Below are 16,637 nucleotides of genomic sequence, written 5' to 3'. Positions count from 1 at the left end.
GGGGGGGGGCGACTTCGTCCGCAGCCGCCACGCCGCGCCGCCGGAGTATCGAGTGTACCCGCACCGGCCGGTGGTCGTGGACGGCAAGACCCTCGACGAGATCACCCCGCCGGCGCGGCCCTCGGTTCCGGCGCTGATGCGCGGCTACCTGCGGCTGGGCGCCAAATCCTGCGGCGAGCCCGCCCTGGACCCGGACTTCGGGGTCGGCGACTTCTGCGTGCTGCTGGACAAGCACCAGGCCGATACCCGATATCTGCGACGGCTGCGGTCGGTCTCGGCGGCCGCCCAACTGGCCGGCGGCGAGCGATGAACGCTCCCGCAGTCACCACCGACCACGCCTGGCTGCCGCGCGCGACGTGCGACAGCACCTGCGTGCTCGTACCCCCCGCGTCGCCGCGGTGGCTGGTGGTGCTGCGGGTGACCCTGCGCATCATGTTGGCGCTGCTATTGCTGCTGGGGGCGCCGGTGGCGCTGGTGCCGGGACAGCTGCGGATCCGGCGGTTCTATTGCCAGGCGCTGCTGCGGGTCTTCGGGATCCGGATCAGCGTGTCGGGTGCTCCGATCCGCAACCTGCGCGGCGTGCTGGTGGTCAGCCCGCACATGTCCTGGCTGGACGTCTTCGCCATCGGTGCGGTGCTGCCGGGCTGGTACGTCGCCCGCGCCGACATGTTCGGCGAGCTCGCGGCGCGCTTGCTGAAGATCATTCCGATCGAGCGGTCCAGCCTACGGCAATTGCCCGCCGTGATGGATACCGTCGCGGACCGGCTGCGCGCGGGCCAGACCGTGGTGGCCTTTCCCGAGGGCATCACGTGGTGCGGGGTGGCCTGCGGCTCGTTCTACCCGGCGATGTTCCAGGCCGCGATCGACGCCGGTCGTCCGGTCCAGCCGCTGCGGTTGACCTACCACCACGTCGACGGCCTGCTTTCGACCGCGCCGGCCTTCGTCGGGGACGACACCTTGCTGGCGGCGATGTGCCGGCTGATCACCTAGCGCCGCACCCTGGCGCACGTTCACGTGGAGTCCCTGCAGCTGCCGGGCACCGATCGCCGCGCCCTGGCCCGCCGCTGCCAGTCCGCCGTGGGCGTCGGGGTGACGCGGCGCCCAGGTCAACGCCACGAGCTGGCCGCTTAGCGATCCTGGCCGGCCCGGTATCCTGGCGCGCGTCATGGTCTACCTCGATCACGCCGCCACCACCCCGATGCACCCCGCTGCCGTCGAGGCGATGACGGACGTGTTCGGCACCGTCGGTAACGCCTCGTCGCTGCACACCAGCGGCCGCACCGCGCGGCGCCGCATCGAGGAGTCCCGCGAGCTGATCGCCGACAAGCTGGGCGCACGCCCGTCGGAGGTGATTTTCACCGCCGGCGGCACCGAGAGTGACAACCTGGCCGTCAAGGGCATCTATTGCGCCCGCCGCGACGGCGACCCGCGCCGGGTGCGCATCGTCACCAGTCGGGTGGAACACCACGCCGTGCTGGATTCGGTCGACTGGCTCGTCGAGCACGAGGGCGCCCAAGTGAGTTGGCTGCCCACCGCCGCCGGCGGATCGGTGTCGGCCGCCGCGCTGCGCGAGGCACTGCGCAGCCACGATGACGTCGCTTTGGTCTCGGTGATGTGGGCCAACAACGAGGTCGGCACCGTCATGCCCATCGCCGAACTCGCCGCCGTGGCCGCCGAATTCGGCGTCCCGATGCACAGCGACGCCGTGCAGGCGGTCGGCCAGCTGCCCGTGGACTTCGCCGCCAGCGGGCTGTCGGCGATGAGCGTTGCCGCGCACAAGTTCGGCGGCCCGCAGGCGGTCGGCGCCCTGCTGCTGCGCCGTGACGTGGCCTGTACGCCGCTGCTGCACGGCGGCGGCCAAGAGCGCGACATCCGTTCCGGCACTCCGGATGTCGCCGGTGCGGTCGGGATGGCGGCCGCGATGCGGATCGCCGTGGACGGGCTGGACGCCAACAGCGCGCGGCTGCGCGCGCTGCGGGATCGCCTGGTCGAGGGCGTGCTGGCCGAGATCGACGACGTCCGGTTCAACGGATCGGTCGAGTCGCGGCTTCCGGGCAACGCCCACTTCACCTTTCGCGGCTGTGAAGGCGACGCGTTGTTGATGCTATTGGACGCCAACGGAATCGAATGCTCGACCGGCTCGGCGTGCACCGCCGGGGTGCCGCAGGCCTCCCATGTGCTGATCGCGATGGGCGCCGACGCCGCCACTGCTCGCGGATCGCTGCGATTGTCGTTGGGGCACACCAGTGTTGACGCCGACGTCGACGAGGTGCTGCGGGTGCTGCCCGCGGCGGTGGACCGGGCCAGGCGAGCGGCGCTGGCCGCTGCGGGAGCATCCGGGTGAAAGTGCTTGCCGCAATGAGCGGTGGCGTCGATTCGTCGGTCGCCGCCGCCCGGATGGTCGATGCCGGACACGACGTGGTCGGCGTGCACCTGGCGCTATCCACCGCGCCCGGTACGCTGCGCACCGGTTCGCGGGGGTGCTGCTCCAAGGAAGACGCCTCGGACGCTCGCCGGGTGGCTGACGTGCTCGGAATACCGTTCTATGTCTGGGATTTCGCGGAGAAGTTCGCCGAAGACGTGATCGACGATTTCGTCTCGTCCTACGCCCGCGGCGAGACACCCAACCCGTGCGTGCGCTGCAATCAGCGGATCAAGTTCGCCGCGCTTTCGGCGCGCGCGGTGGCACTGGGTTTCGACACCGTCGTCACCGGCCACTACGCCCGGCTGTCGGAAGGCCGGTTGCGCCGCGCCGTCGACCACGACAAGGACCAGTCCTACGTGCTGGCGGTGCTGACCGCGGAGCAGTTGCGCCACGCCGCTTTTCCGATCGGCGACACCCCCAAGCCGCAGATCCGCGCGGAGGCGGCTCGCCGCGGCCTGGCCGTGGCGGACAAACCGGACAGCCACGACATCTGCTTCATCCCGTCGGGGGACACCCGTGCTTTTCTGGGCGAGCGCATCGCCGTTCGCCCGGGCAACGTGGTGGGTTCCGACGGCGCGGTGCTGGCCAATCACGACGGAGTGCACGGTTTCACGATCGGGCAGCGCAAGGGTTTGGGCATCGCCGGTCCCGGGCCGGACGGTCTGCCGCGCTACGTGACGGCCATCGACGCCGACACGGCGACGGTGCACGTGGGCAGCGCCGCCGATCTCGAGGTGCGTGCGCTGACGGGACGGGATGCGGTCTTCACCGCCGGAGTCGCCCCGCGGGGCCCGATCGAGTGCGCGGTGCAGGTGCGAGCCCACGGTGAAACCGCGAGTGCGGTGGCCGAATTGGTCGGCGACGAGCTCCGCGTGCGGCTGCGCGTCCCGCTGCGCGGGGTGGCACGCGGCCAGACGGTCGTGCTGTACCGGCCGGACGACGCCGGCGACGAGGTACTCGGCAGCGCCACCATCGCCGCCACGTCGCGCTGATTCGCGTTCCAAGAATCCTTTGAGACCTTGCGGAGAGCATTCGTCTCGTAACCGATCGACCCCGAGCGGGAAGGAGACATGACGATGAACGACACCCAGATCACCGCGCAGTCGGTGCAGACCAACGGCCTTGCGATTGCGGCTTTCGTCCTCAGTACCATGGGCATGTACGCCAGCCCAATCTTGAGCAGCGTCCTCGCCGTCGCCGGGTTGTGGCAGGCCAAACATCGTTCGCAGCAAGGACTTTCGCTGGCGATCACCGCTTTGGCGGTCTCGGCGGCCGTCACCGCCCTGCACATCGCGATGTGGATTCAGTGCGGCCACCCCAACTTCGAATTGGAGACCACCGCGCATTGGTGAAAAACCGGTGCCGCACAGGCGATCCGTGACCTACCTCGGGAAGTTGGCGACGATGTTGGTCATCACGATGTCGGACACCTACTGCGGGAAGCCGCAGAAGGTGACTTCCACCAAGGCCACCGCCAGCACCCGGTAGTCGCGGCCGCAGCCGCCGGGCCCCAGATGCAGCGAGGTGGCGTCGGCCTTCCAGTCGCCGACGAACAGCTTGCCGTCCGAGCCGCCGGCACAGTCGGTGACCGTCGAGACCAGGGCGGTGAAGGCATGCTGCGCGGTCGCGGCGTCGCGATAGGCCGCGGCGCCCTCGGAGATCAGGGCGCCGTCGGGCGGGTCCTGGAACGTGGTCTTGTGGCACTCTTCGATATCGGGGCCGAACGTCGCGGTCTCGGCGAACAGGAATCGGCAGGGCCGCGGCGTGGTGTCGGCGAGCGTGTCGATGTCGACCGGCGCGCTGCCGTCCATCGAGGGGATGATCGTCAGATGCTCGTCGGCGCCGGTGATCGCCCGCATCCGCGACTGGTCCAGCAGGATCGTGTCGACATTGACGCCGTTGATGGCCCGGGCGCCGCCGGTGAACCCCGGCAAGGCGGTGCCGTCCACCACCCGGATGCACGCCGCGGTCAGCACCGCCGCGCCACACATCAGCAGCGGCCACGCGAATCTTGCCCTGCGCCACACCGTTTTGCACCCCTCTAAACCTGCCAGCCTAATGGGAGTTGACCGTCCCAACACACCCCTGGCCACCCGGCTGCGATGCGACGTCGAATACGGTTGCCCGGTGAGTGTTTTCGCCGATGTCTTTCCGAAGGCCACCGGCGTGGGGTCGTGGCCCGGCACCGCGGCACGACCCTCGGCGGAGGTCGTCGTCGGCGAGTTGGCGGCCGCGCTGGCTCACCTCGTCGAGCTGCCCGCCCGGGGAGTGGGGGCCGACCTGTTGGGCCGGGCCGGCGCGCTGCTGATCGACGTGGCGATCGACACAGTGCCGCGTGGCTACCGCATCGTCGCCCGGCCGGGCGCGGTGACGCGGCGGGCGGTCAGCCTGCTCGACGAGGACATGGATGCCCTCGAGGAGGCCTGGGAGACGGCCGGCCTGCGCGGCGGCGGACGGGTGGTCAAGGTGCAGGCTCCCGGGCCGATCACGCTGGCCGCCGGGCTCGAGCTGTCCAACGGCCACCGGGCGATCACCGACCCCGGTGCGGTGCGTGACCTGACGGCCTCGCTGGCCGAAGGCGTTGCGGTCCATCGCGCGGCCCTGTCGCGCCGGCTGGACACCCCGGTGGTCGTGCAATTCGACGAGCCGTCGTTGCCCGCCGCGTTGGGTGGACACCTGAGCGGGGTCACCGCGCTGAGTCCGGTTGCCGCGCTCGACGAGTCGGTGGCGGTTTCGCTGCTCGACACCTGCGCCGCGACGGTCGGAGCCGAGGTGCTGCTGCACAGCTGCGCTGCCGAAATGCCGTGGGACCTGTTGGTGCGCAGTGCAATCGGCGCGATCTCGATCGACGCCGCGACGTTGAGGGCCGCGGACCTGGACGGGATGGCGGCGTTCGTCGAATCGGGTCGTGCCGTGCTGTTGGGCGTGGTTGCCGCCACCGAGCCGGACCGCCGGCCCGCCGCCGAAGAGGTGGCCGCCGCCGTCGTCGCGGTGACCGATCGGCTCGGATTCGGCCACTCGGCGCTGCGCGAGCGCATTGGCGTCACCCCGGCCTGCGGCCTGGCCGCCGCGACCCCGCGATGGGCCCGTACCGCGATCGAACTGGCCCGCAAGGCCGCGGAGGCGTTCGCCGCGGACCCCGACGCCATCCAGTAGGTGTCACAGCACTTCGATAGCCTGCCAGGGTGAGTTCGCCAGCAGCTGACCCCGTCCCGGCCGAGGTTCGCCGGCGTTGGCGGGAACTGGCCGACGAGGTGCGCGAGCACCAGTTCCGCTACTACGTGCGCGATGCGCCGATCATCTCCGACGCGGACTTCGACGTGCTGCTGCAGCAGTTGGCCGCGCTCGAGGAGCAGCACCCCGAGCTGCGCACCCCCGATTCGCCGACGCAGCTGGTCGGCGGGGCAGGGTTTGCCACCGATTTCACCTCGGCCGAGCATTTGGAACGAATGCTGTCGCTGGACAACGTGTTCAGCCGCGACGAATTCGACGGGTGGGTGGCGCGGATCCACGCCGAGGTCGGCAACGACGTGCCGTTTCTGTGCGAGCTCAAGATCGATGGCGTCGCGCTGGCGCTGGTCTACCGCGACGGCCGGCTGGTTCGCGCCGCGACCCGCGGCGACGGGCGCACCGGCGAGGACGTCACCAACAACGCGCGCACCATCGAGGACGTCCCGGAGCGGCTGACGGCCAGCGACGACTATCCCGTCCCCGACGTCCTCGAGGTGCGCGGCGAGGTGTTCTTCCGGGTCGACGACTTCGAAGCGCTCAACGCCGCGCTGGTCGAAGACGGCAAGGTGCCGTTTGCCAACCCGCGCAACAGCGCCGCGGGGTCGTTGCGGCAGAAGGATCCGGCGGTGACCGCCCGGCGCAATCTGCGGATGATCTGCCACGGCGTGGGACATGCCGAGGGCTTTCGGCCGGCCAGCCTGCACGACGCATACCTGGCGCTGGGCGCTTGGGGCCTGCCCGTCTCCGAGCACACCTCCCGGGTCGAAAACGCCGCCGGTGCGCTGGAGCGAATCGCCTACTGGGGCGAGCACCGCCACGACGTCGACCACGAAATCGACGGTGTGGTCGTCAAAATCGACGACGTCGCGCTGCAGCGCCGGCTGGGGTCGACCTCGCGCGCGCCGCGCTGGGCGATCGCGTACAAGTACCCGCCCCAAGAGGTGCAGACCAAGCTGCTCGACATCAAGGTCAACGTCGGCCGGACCGGCCGTGTCACGCCGTATGCGGTGATGACCCCGGTCAAGGTCGCGGGTTCGACGGTCGAAATGGCCACCCTGCACAATGCCGCGGAGGTCAAGCGCAAGGGGGTGCTGATCGGCGACACCGTGGTGATCCGCAAGGCCGGCGACGTGATTCCCGAAGTGCTCGGACCGGTCGCCGACCTGCGCGACGGCACCGAACGCGAATTCGTGATGCCCACCCATTGTCCCGAGTGCGCCACCTTGCTGGCCCCGGCCAAGGAGGGCGACGCCGACATTCGCTGCCCCAACTCGCGATCGTGCCCAGCACAGTTGCGGGAGAGGGTGTTTCACGTCGCCGGCCGGGGGGCGTTCGACATCGAAGGCCTGGGCTATGAGGCCGCCATCGCGCTGCTGGGCGCCGGGGTGATCACCGACGAGGGCGACCTGTTCACCCTCACCGAGGACGACCTGCTGCGCACTGAGCTGTTCACCACCAAGGCCGGAACGCTGTCGGCCAACGGGAAGCGGCTGCTGGCCAACCTGGACAAGGCCAAGGCGCAGCAGCTGTGGCGGGTGCTGGTGGCGCTGTCGATCCGGCACGTCGGTCCGACGGCCGCGCGGGCCCTGGCCACCGAGTTCGGCAGCCTCGACGCGATCACGTCGGCATCGACGGAGGAACTGGCCGCGGTGGAGGGCGTCGGGCCGACCATCGCCGCCGCGGTCACCGAGTGGTTCACCGTCGACTGGCACCGCGCCATCGTCGACAAGTGGAAGGCGGCCGGCATGCGGATGGCCGACGAGCGCGACGCCGCCACGCCGCGCACGCTGACCGGGCTGAGCATCGTGGTCACCGGTTCGCTGACCGGGTTTTCCCGCGACGAGGCCAAGGAGGCCATCGTGGCCCACGGCGGTAAGGCGGCGGGTTCGGTGTCGAAGAACACGGCCTACGTCGTGGCCGGCGATTCGCCGGGTTCGAAGTACGACAAGGCGGTGGAACTGGGTGTGCCGATCCTCGACGAGGACGGATTTCGCCGCCTGCTGGCCGACGGTCCGGCCGCGGACACAGCCGATTAACAGCGCAGTACTGGTCCGTACTGTGGTTGCGGCTCTATCGTGGGCGCTATGACCCAGACGGCCGATCAGTGCACGGAGCCATCACCGTGGTCTCCGCGGGAGGCCGAACTGCTGGAGGTGACGCTGCAGCTACTGCAGGAACACGGCTATGACCAGTTGACGATCGACGCGGTCACCGCTGCCGCGCACGCCAGCAAGGCCACGGTGTACCGGCGCTGGCCCTCGAAGGCCGAACTGGTGCTGGCGGCCTTCATCGAGGGCGTCCGCCAGGTCGCGGTCGCGCCGAATACCGGCACCCTGCGCGGCGATCTGATCAGTCTCGGCGAGGTCTGCGGCGAGCACGGCCGACAGCACGCCAGCACCATCCGTGCGGTGATGGTCGAGGTGTCGCGGCATCCCGCGCTCAACGACGCGCTGCAAGACCAATTCCTCAAGCAGCGCAAGGCCCTGGTTCAGCACGTGTTGCAGCAGGCCGTGGATCGCGGCGAGATCGCCAAAGATGCCTTCACCGACGAACTTTGGGACCTGCTGCCGGGTTATCTCATCTTCCGGTCCATCATCCCCGGCCGGCCGCCCACCCGTCACACGGTGGAGCTTCTCGTCGACCAGTTCCTGATCCCGGGCCTGACGCGCACCCGCGTATAGGCGCCCGCCCGGTCGTTCGTCGAGAAATGTGTACGGGCACGTCTCTTGTGCAGTACGGCCCAGTACCGTACCGTGAATTCCGTCGTCCGCGCCTCGCACGGCGACGGTAGCAGTCATACAGTGATCGAGAACGCCGACCATCGAAAGGCCGAGGGTGAAGGCGACGTCAACGTCCTCCTTGCTCAGGCAGGGCTGGATAGTGGTGGTCGCGCTGCTCGTCGTCGCCGTCGCGGGATTCGCCATCTATCGTCTGCACGGAATCTTCGGGTCGAACAACAAGACCTCCGCCAACAGCGGCCTGTCCAACGAGATCGTCCCGTTCAACCCCAAGCAGGTCGTGCTCGAGGTCTTCGGCGACCCGGCGCGGTGGCCACGATCAACTACCTGGACGTCAACGCCCAGCCGCAGCAAGTCAAGAACGCGCCGCTGTCGTGGTCGTTCACGATCACCACGACGGAGCCCGCGGTCATCGGCAACGTGGTGGCCCAAGGCAACGGAGACGTGCTCGGGTGTCGCATCACCGTCAACGGTCAGGTCAAGGACGAACGCACCGTCAACAAGGTCGACGCCTACACCTTCTGTCTGGATAAGTCGGGATGAGCAACCACACTAACGAACAGCAGGCGCGGCCATTCGTGCCGCGCAACATCCGCCGGCTCGCATGGGCGATCCTGCTTTTCTGGGTGGCGCTGGCCGCGATCACCAACATCGCGGTGCCGCAGCTGGAGGAGGTGGGCAAGACCCACAATGTGGCGCTGAATTCGCCGGATGCCCCGTCGCTCAAGGCAATCGAGCGCATCGGCCAGAAGTTCGGCGAGTTCGACACCGACAGCTCGGCCATGATCGTGCTGGAAGGCGACAAGCCGCTGGGCGCAGACGCCCACCGCTTCTACGACGAGATGATCCACAAGCTCGAGCAGGACAAAAAGCACGTCGAGCACGTTCAGGACTACTGGGGCGACACCCTGACCGCGGCGGGATCGCAAAGCAGCGACGGCAAGGCCGCCTACGTTCAGGTCAACCTCGCCGGTAATCAGGGCTCGGCATTGGCCAACGAGGGCGTCGGCGCGCTGCGCGACCTCATCGACCACATGAAGCCGCCCCCGGGCGTCAAGACGTATGTGACCGGCGCGGCACCGCTGATCTCCGACCAGTTCGACGTCGGCAGCAAGGGGACCGCGAAGGTCACGGCCATCACCATCGGGGTGATCGCGGTGATGCTGTTCTTCGTCTACCGCTCGGTGCTGACCACGCTGCTGGTTCTGGCCACGGTCCTGATCGAAATGTCAGCTGCCCGAGGCCTTGTCGCGTTCCTCGGAAACGAGGGCATCATCGGTCTGTCGACCTACGCGACGAATCTCTTGACGCTCTTGGTGATCGCCGCCGGAACCGACTACGCGATATTTTTCGTCGGCCGTTACCAAGAAGCTCGAGGCACCGGTGAGGACCGCGAAAAAGCGTTCTACACCATGTATCACGGCACCACCCATGTCGTGTTGGGCTCCGGGCTCACCGTCGCCGGCGCGGTGGCCTGTCTGAGCTTCACCCGCCTTCCGTACTTCCAAAGTCTCGGAATCCCAGCAGCATTGGGCATCCTGGTGGCACTGTTCGCCGCGCTGACGCTGGGTCCCGCGATCCTGACTTTGGGGGCCAAGGCCGGCATCTTCGACCCCAAGTGGAAGATCCAGACCCGTGGCTGGCGGCGGATCGGCACCGCCATCGTCCGCTGGCCCGGCGCGGTACTCGCGGCCGCGAGCGCGCTGGCGCTGCTGGGCCTGATCGCCTTGCCCGGGTGCAAGACCAGTTACGACACTCGTCCCTATATGCCCGCCGACGCGCCGGCCAATATTGGTTACACCGCCGCCGAGAAACACTTCTCGCGCGCCCGGCTGGAGCCGGAATTGATGATGGTCGAATCGGATCACGACCTGAGTAACCCGGCGAGCATGCTGATCCTGGACAAGGTGGCCAAGGCCGTGTTCCACGTCCCTGGCGTCGCACAGGTGCAGACCATCACCCGGCCGTTGGGAACCCCGCTGGTGCACAGCTCGCTGGCATTCGTGGTCAGCAATTCCAGCGCCGCCAGCGGCAAAACCTGACTTACCAACGGGATCGGGCCGACGACGCGCTCAAGCAAGCCAACGAGCTGTCCAAGACGATCGACATTCTGCGACAGCAGTTGGTGCTGCAACAGCAGTTGGCCGGCACCACCCACGACGAGGCCGAGAGCTTTCGCGACACGCTCGCCACGATCCAAGACCTGCGCGACAAGATCGCCAACTTCGACGACTTCTTCCGGCCGATTCGCAGCTATTTCTATTGGGAGAAGCACTGTTTCGACATCCCCGCCTGCTTCGCGTTCAGGTCGCTGTTCGACGCGCTCGACGGCATCGACCAGCTCACCGAAAAATTCGAAAACCTGACGGCATCGTTGGACAAGCTCGACGCGCTGCAACCGAAGCTGGTGGCGTTGATACCGCCGCAGATTCAAAGCCAGGAGACCAATCGCGATCTGACCCTGGCGAATTACGCCACGCTGTCCGGCATCTACGCCCAAAACGCGCGGGCGCTGGAAAACTCGACGGCGTTGGGGCAGGCGTTCGACGCGGCCAAGAACGACGACACCTTCTATCTGCCACCGGAGGTGTTCGACAACCCCGACTCAAACGCGGCCTCAAACTGTTCCTGTCGCCCGACGGCAAGGCCGCTCGGATGATCATCACGCACGACGGTGATCCCGCTACCACAGAAGGCATTTCGCACATCGCCCCGATCGCCAAGGCGGCGCACGACGCCCTGAAGGGCACCCCGATGGCGAACGCGGGAATCTATCTCAGCGGGACGGCGGCGACGTACAAGGACATCCAGGAGGGCGCCAAATACGACCTGATGATCGTCGCGTTCGCCGCACTGAGCCTCATCCTGCTGATCATGATGATCATCACGCGCAGCCTGATCGCCGCGCTGGTTATCGTCGGCACGGTGGCGCTGTCGCTGGGAGCCTCGTTCGGGTTGTCGGTTCTGGTGTGGCAGTACCTGTTCGGCATCCAGTTGTATTGGGTGGTGCTGGCGCTGGCGGTGATCCTGCTGCTGGCGGTCGGGTCCGACTACAACCTGCTGTCGATCTCCCGATTCAAGGAGGAGATCTATGCCGGCCTCAATACCGGCATCATCCGGGCGATGGCCGGCTCGGGCTCGGTGGTCACCTCGGCGGGGGTCGTCTTCGCCGTCACCATGTGTGCGTTCGTCTTCAGCGGATTTCAGGTTCTCGGTCAGATCGGGACGACGATCGGGCTGGGCCTGCTGTACGACACGTTGATCGTGCGCTCGTTCCTGACGCCTTCAATCGCAAGGCTGCTCGGGCGCTGGTTCTGGTGGCCCCTACTGGTGCGGCCGCGTCCGGCCAGCACGATGCTGCGGCCCTACGGTCCGCGTCCGGCGGTTCGCCAACTGCTGCTGTGGGAAGACGGCGACGCGGTGGCGCCGAAAACTACCGCGGCGGCACGCTGATTCAGCGCAGCATGGTGGCCACGATCCCGGCCAGGTAGCCCAGCCGCGCCACCTCCGAGGGCCGGAATTCCGGGCCGGGCCGGCCCAGCACCACCGCGGTGTGCGGGTCGCCCAGCGGCGCGGCGACCATCGTGATGTCCATGTCGCGCCAGGCCTGCGGCACCCAGTCGGCGCCGCCGTCCAGCGTCGCGGCCTCGTGGATCGGCAGCCACGGAGCCGACACCGCGCGGGTTTCCGGCGCCCCCGGACTGGCCGCGAGCCGCTGCACCTGCCCGTCGGACCCGCGCAACACCGTGCACCAGCTCACCCGCAGCACCCGGGGGGCCTCGTCGGCCAGTACCTGCAGCCGGGCCGCCTTGTCCGCGGTCGCGGCGACGTGGTCGAGCAGTTCCAGCTCGCGGTGCGCCTCCAGCAGGCCGGTGTGCGGGCGCACGCTGTCCACCCGCACGCCGTTCAGCGATTCGGCCGCAGTGATCAGCGTGTCGGGCATTGTCCCGGCGGGCAGTTCGATGACCAGGTCGTCGGTCGCGTAGCCCGCGCTGCGGTCCACGACGTCGAGCGACAGGATGTCCCCGCCCACCGAACCGAGCGCCACCGCCAGCGCGCCCAGGCTTCCCGGGCGGTCGACGAGCTCGATGCGCAACAGATATGACGGCACGCCCCACTGTCGCACAGAGCCGCGCGAACGGCATTTCCGCAGGGTGGGTGCCAGCTGCACGCCGGCCGCCACTGCACCGATAGGCTTTTCGCTCGTGTCCCAGATCTTCCGCGACGAGGTCGCGCACCTGGCCCGGCTGGCACGGTTGGCGTTGACCGATACCGAGCTGGACAGCTACGCCGGCCAACTCGACGCCATCTTGACCCACGTCAGTCAGATCCAGGCGGTCGACGTCACCGGCGTCGAGGCGACCGACAACCCGCTCAAGGACGTCAATGTCACCCGGCCGGACGAGCCCAGGCCGTGCCTGACGCAGCAGCAGGCGCTCGCCGCGGCACCCGAAGCCGTCGACGGCCGCTTCGCCGTCCCGCAGATCCTGGGGGACAGCGAGTGAACGAGATCATCCGATCCGACGCCGCGACGCTGGCCGCCCGGGTGGCCGCCAAGGAGCTGTCGTCGGTCGAGATCACCCAGGCCTGCCTGGACCAGAGCGAGGCGACCGATGACCGCTACGGCGCGTTTTTGCACATCGCGGCCGATGAGGCGCTCTCGGCGGCGGCCGCGGTCGACGAGGCGGTGGCCGCCGGGGAGCGGCTGCCCTCGGCGCTGGCCGGCGTTCCGTTGGCGCTCAAAGACGTGTTCACCACCGTCGACATGCCCACCACCTGCGGATCCAAGATCCTCGAGGGCTGGCGCTCGCCCTATGACGCCAGTGTCACCACCCGGCTGCGCGCGGCCGGCATCCCGATCCTGGGCAAGACCAACATGGACGAGTTCGCGATGGGCAGCTCGACGGAGAACTCGGCCTACGGCCCCACCCGCAATCCGTGGGACCTCGAGCGGGTGCCCGGTGGCTCCGGGGGCGGCAGCGCGGCGGCGCTGGCCTCGTTCCAGGCGCCGCTGGCCATCGGCACCGACACGGGCGGCTCGATTCGCCAGCCCGCCGCGCTGACCGCGACCGTCGGCGTCAAGCCCACCTACGGCACGGTGTCCCGCTACGGCCTGGTGGCCTGCGCGTCGTCGCTGGATCAGGGCGGCCCGTGCGCGCGCACCGTGCTGGACACCGCGCTGCTGCATCAGGTGATCGCCGGCCACGACCGGATGGACTCCACCTCCATCGACGCCGCGGTGCCCGACGTGGTCGGCGCCGCCAGGGCCGGTGCGGCCGGCGACCTCGCGGGCGTGCGCGTCGGGGTGGTCAAGCAGTTGCGCGGCGAGGGCTACCAGCCCGGAGTGCTGTCGTCGTTCGAGGCCGCGGTGCAGCAGCTGACTGAGCTGGGCGCGCAGGTGAGCGAAGTCGATTGCCCGCACTTCGATTACGCGTTGTCGGCCTACTACCTGATCCTGCCGTCGGAGGTGTCGAGCAACCTGGCCCGCTTCGATGCGATGCGTTACGGACTGCGGATCGGAGACGACGGCAGCCACAGCGCCGAGGAAGTGATGGCGCTGACGCGGGCCGCCGGCTTCGGGCCAGAAGTCAAGCGCCGCATCATGATTGGCGCCTACGCGCTCTCGGCCGGCTACTACGACGCCTACTACAACCAGGCGCAGAAGGTGCGCACCCTGATCGCGCAGGATCTCGACGAGGCCTACAAATCCGTCGACGTGCTGGTGTCACCGACCACCCCGACCACCGCGTTCCGGCTGGGGGAGAAGGTCGACGACCCGCTGGCGATGTACCTGTTCGACTTGTGCACGCTGCCGCTGAACCTGGCCGGCCACTGCGGAATGTCGGTGCCGTCCGGGCTGTCCCCGGACGATCAGCTGCCGGTGGGTCTGCAGATCATGGCGCCGGCGCTGGCCGACGACCGCCTGTACCGCGTCGGTGCCGCCTACGAGGCGGCGCGCGGACCGTTGCCGGTTGCGCCGACCGTGTAGCCGCCCGCGCCCCAACTTGCCCCGGGGGCAGCCGTTACGGGCAAGATGAAGGGATGCGGATCGGAATTCTCACCGGGGGCGGCGACTGTCCGGGGCTCAACGCCGTCATCCGGGCGGTGGTACGCACCTGCGACGCCCGGTACGGCTCGTCGGTGGTCGGCTTTCAGGATGGGTGGCGCGGGCTGCTGGAAAACCGGCGCATCCAGCTGCAGAACGACGATCGTAACGACCGGCTGCTGGCCAAGGGCGGGACGGTGCTGGGCACCGCGCGCGTGCACCCCGACAAGCTGCGGGCCGGGCTGGACCAGATCAAGCAGACCCTGGACGACAACGGCATCGACGTGCTGATCCCGATCGGCGGCGAGGGCACGCTGACCGCCGCGCACTGGCTGTCGGAGGAGAACGTGCCCGTCGTCGGCGTGCCGAAGACGATCGACAACGACATCGACTGCACCGACGTCACTTTCGGTCACGACACCGCGCTGACCGTGGCCACCGACGCCATCGACCGCTTACACAGCACCGCCGAATCCCACCAGCGCGTCATGCTGGTGGAGGTGATGGGCCGCCACGCCGGCTGGATCGCGCTGAACGCCGGGCTGGCGTCCGGGGCGCACATGACGCTGATTCCCGAGCAGCCGTTCGACATCGAGGATGTCTGCCGGTTGGTCAAACGCCGCTTCCAGCGCGGGGATTCGCACTTCATCTGCGTGGTGGCCGAGGGAGCCAAACCGATTCCCGGATCGATGCTGTTGCGGGAGGGCGGGATTGACGAATTTGGCCACGAGAAGTTCACCGGCGTCGCCCAGCAGCTGGGCGTGGCGGTGGAAAAGCGGATCAACAAGGACGTGCGAGTGACCGTGCTGGGCCACGTCCAGCGCGGCGGTACCCCGACGGCCTACGACCGCGTGCTGGCCACCCGGTTCGGCATCCACGCCGCCGACGCCGCGCATGCCGGCGAATACGGCCAGATGGTGTCGCTGCGCGGGCAGGAGATCGGCCGGGTTTCGCTGGCCGACGCGACGCGTCAGCTCAAGCTGGTGCCCGACGCCCGCCACGACGAGGCCGCCGCCTTCTTCGGCTGACCCGCGGCCGCCGTCGCGGTAAACAAATATCGCGGCGGAAGCGTTGTCAACGATGATGATCGTCAGCAAATCCGATCCGCGCAGCGGTGTGGAGCGCTTCGAGGCGTTTGACGCGCTCGTGGGTGACACGTTCGTCCCGGTCGCGCTCTCGATGGCCGACGCCGACTCCTTCCGGGCAAAGCTGCACACGTCCAGCCTGGGCACGATGCGGATGAATCGGCTCCAGTTCAGCGGTGGGTTGGTGATGCGCCGGACGCCGCGACAGCTGCGGCGCGGCACGCCTCAGCTGATCGAGCACCATAGTGCCGAGTATTTGAAGGTCGGTGTCCACATCGCGGGGCGCTGCGTGGTCCGTCAGGACGGCCGCGAAGCAAACCTGTCCCCAGGGGATTACGTCGTGTACGAAACGACGCGACCGTTCGAATTCGCGGTCGGCGGAAAATTTCAGATGTCCAGTGCGCTTATTCCTCGCGAATTACTGCGCATTCCGTCGGTGCAACTGTCTTCGCTCACGGCTCGCAGCTTCGACGGCCGGCAGGGAATGGGCGCGCTGTTGGCCCCGTTCCTGGTCGAGGTTGCACGACAGACCACCAACGAAGCCCGGCCGACCAATATCCGATTGGCCGATGCGATGTTCGACATGCTGGAGGCCGCGTTTTGCGAGCAATTGGCCTCCGATCGCCCGGAGGGCCGCAGCCCGGTCCAGGTCGACTTGCTGTTGCGGATATTCGGCTTCATCGAGCGACACCTCGGTGACCCCGACCTGAATGGCATGAAAATCGCTGCAGCACACCATATTTCGATTCACCAGCTGCAACGGATGCTGGAAGTCAACGGTCACACGGTCACCGAGTGGATCAGGAACCGCAGGATCGAGCACTGTCGCAAGGACCTTGCGAATGCGGAGCTGGTCACGGTGCCGGTGAGTGCGATCGGCGCACGGTGGGGGCTCGTCAACGCCGCGCATATCTCTCGGCTCTTCAAAGCCGCACATGGTCTGTCGCCGCGGGAGTATCGCGCCGCGGCGCTGAGCTGACGTTTGCGCACCGCGGCAACATCCTGGCACGCACGTGCAAGATTTGCGTCTCGGCCCGACCAATAGTGGGTGGTGACAGGTGACTGCCCGGGTACGGAGGCGAGATGCAAGACACGGCAGACGAATTCGACGA

At 68.2% G+C, this 16,637-nt stretch carries 12 protein-coding genes and 4 pseudogenes; 14 read left to right on the top strand and 2 right to left on the bottom strand.

The features are described from left to right. From T428_RS0123185 to T428_RS0123165, 5 genes and pseudogenes are all read left to right on the top strand, one after another. A pseudogene (locus T428_RS0123185) lies at positions 1-310 on the top strand (phosphohistidine phosphatase); the annotation flags it as partial. Beyond that, positions 307-1,131, top strand: a pseudogene (locus T428_RS30495) (lysophospholipid acyltransferase family protein). The pseudogenes T428_RS0123185 and T428_RS30495, both read left to right, overlap by 4 nt. Before the next feature lie 34 nt (positions 1,132-1,165). Then, positions 1,166-2,344 (top strand): cysteine desulfurase family protein, encoded by a 1,179-nt coding sequence (locus T428_RS0123175; RefSeq protein ID WP_025738326.1) that lies wholly within the window; start codon positions 1,166-1,168, stop codon positions 2,342-2,344. Further along, positions 2,341-3,417, top strand: a complete 1,077-nt coding sequence (mnmA, locus tag T428_RS0123170) for a tRNA 2-thiouridine(34) synthase MnmA (RefSeq protein WP_025738325.1) — start codon at positions 2,341-2,343, stop codon at positions 3,415-3,417. The genes T428_RS0123175 and mnmA overlap by 4 nt, the downstream gene beginning before the upstream one ends. Before the next feature lie 84 nt (positions 3,418-3,501). Then, the gene (locus tag T428_RS0123165; protein ID WP_156943040.1) at positions 3,502-3,777 is read left to right on the top strand and encodes a hypothetical protein; all 276 of its coding nucleotides are present in this window, start codon (positions 3,502-3,504) and stop codon (positions 3,775-3,777) included. A gap of 78 nt (positions 3,778-3,855) precedes the next feature. On the opposite strand, the gene T428_RS30490 is transcribed toward T428_RS0123165, so the two are convergent. Then, positions 3,856-4,416 carry a sensor domain-containing protein gene (locus T428_RS30490; protein WP_051465335.1) on the bottom strand — a complete coding sequence of 187 codons (561 nt, stop codon included), beginning with the start codon at positions 4,414-4,416 and terminating at the stop codon, positions 3,856-3,858. Between the two features lie 136 nt (positions 4,417-4,552). On the opposite strand from T428_RS30490, the gene T428_RS0123155 reads away from it, so the two are divergent. The 5 genes and pseudogenes from T428_RS0123155 to T428_RS33785 all read left to right on the top strand — a co-directional run bounded on the left by T428_RS0123155 (position 4,553) and on the right by T428_RS33785 (position 11,847). Then, positions 4,553-5,581: a uroporphyrinogen decarboxylase/cobalamine-independent methonine synthase family protein gene (locus tag T428_RS0123155; protein ID WP_025738323.1), complete on the top strand. Its 1,029-nt coding sequence runs from the start codon at positions 4,553-4,555 to the stop codon at positions 5,579-5,581. A gap of 29 nt (positions 5,582-5,610) precedes the next feature. After that, positions 5,611-7,692 (top strand): NAD-dependent DNA ligase LigA, encoded by a 2,082-nt coding sequence (ligA, locus tag T428_RS0123150; RefSeq protein ID WP_025738322.1) that lies wholly within the window; start codon positions 5,611-5,613, stop codon positions 7,690-7,692. Between the two features lie 36 nt (positions 7,693-7,728). After that, positions 7,729-8,337, top strand: coding sequence for a TetR/AcrR family transcriptional regulator (locus tag T428_RS0123145; RefSeq protein WP_025738321.1), 609 nt, complete (start codon positions 7,729-7,731; stop codon positions 8,335-8,337). A 154-nt stretch (positions 8,338-8,491) separates the two neighbouring features. Then, positions 8,492-8,937, top strand: a pseudogene (locus tag T428_RS30485) (MmpS family transport accessory protein). Continuing rightward, positions 8,934-11,847 (top strand): annotated as a pseudogene (locus T428_RS33785) (MMPL/RND family transporter). Before T428_RS30485 ends, T428_RS33785 begins: the two co-directional pseudogenes overlap by 4 nt. Position 11,848: 1 nt before the next feature. On the opposite strand, the gene T428_RS0123130 reads toward T428_RS33785, so the two are convergent. After that, positions 11,849-12,505: an ACT domain-containing protein gene (locus tag T428_RS0123130; RefSeq protein ID WP_025738320.1), complete on the bottom strand. Its 657-nt coding sequence runs from the start codon at positions 12,503-12,505 to the stop codon at positions 11,849-11,851. Positions 12,506-12,599: 94 nt separating this feature from the next. Here T428_RS0123130 and gatC point away from each other — a divergent pair, with 94 nt between their 5' ends. Genes gatC through T428_RS30475 form a run of 4 tightly spaced genes read left to right on the top strand, consistent with a single transcriptional unit; the run spans position 12,600 to position 16,504 of the window. Next, positions 12,600-12,899 carry an Asp-tRNA(Asn)/Glu-tRNA(Gln) amidotransferase subunit GatC gene (gene gatC / locus T428_RS0123125; RefSeq protein WP_025738319.1) on the top strand — a complete coding sequence of 100 codons (300 nt, stop codon included), beginning with the start codon at positions 12,600-12,602 and terminating at the stop codon, positions 12,897-12,899. Continuing rightward, positions 12,896-14,383 carry an Asp-tRNA(Asn)/Glu-tRNA(Gln) amidotransferase subunit GatA gene (gene gatA / locus T428_RS0123120; RefSeq protein WP_025738318.1) on the top strand — a complete coding sequence of 496 codons (1,488 nt, stop codon included), beginning with the start codon at positions 12,896-12,898 and terminating at the stop codon, positions 14,381-14,383. Before gatC ends, gatA begins: the two co-directional genes overlap by 4 nt. Positions 14,384-14,436: 53 nt before the next feature. Further along, entirely contained in the window at positions 14,437-15,468 is a 1,032-nt protein-coding gene (locus tag T428_RS0123115; RefSeq protein ID WP_025738317.1) for an ATP-dependent 6-phosphofructokinase, read from the top strand. Between the two features lie 52 nt (positions 15,469-15,520). Next, positions 15,521-16,504 carry an AraC-like ligand-binding domain-containing protein gene (locus T428_RS30475; RefSeq protein ID WP_051465334.1) on the top strand — a complete coding sequence of 328 codons (984 nt, stop codon included), beginning with the start codon at positions 15,521-15,523 and terminating at the stop codon, positions 16,502-16,504. Positions 16,505-16,637 lie beyond the last annotated feature (133 nt).

The organism is Mycobacterium genavense ATCC 51234, from assembly GCF_000526915.1.
Taxonomy (GTDB): Bacteria; Actinomycetota; Actinomycetes; order Mycobacteriales; family Mycobacteriaceae; genus Mycobacterium; species Mycobacterium genavense.
The sequence above is the reverse complement of the archived record's forward strand: the minus strand, read 5'-3'. Positions and strand labels throughout refer to the sequence as shown.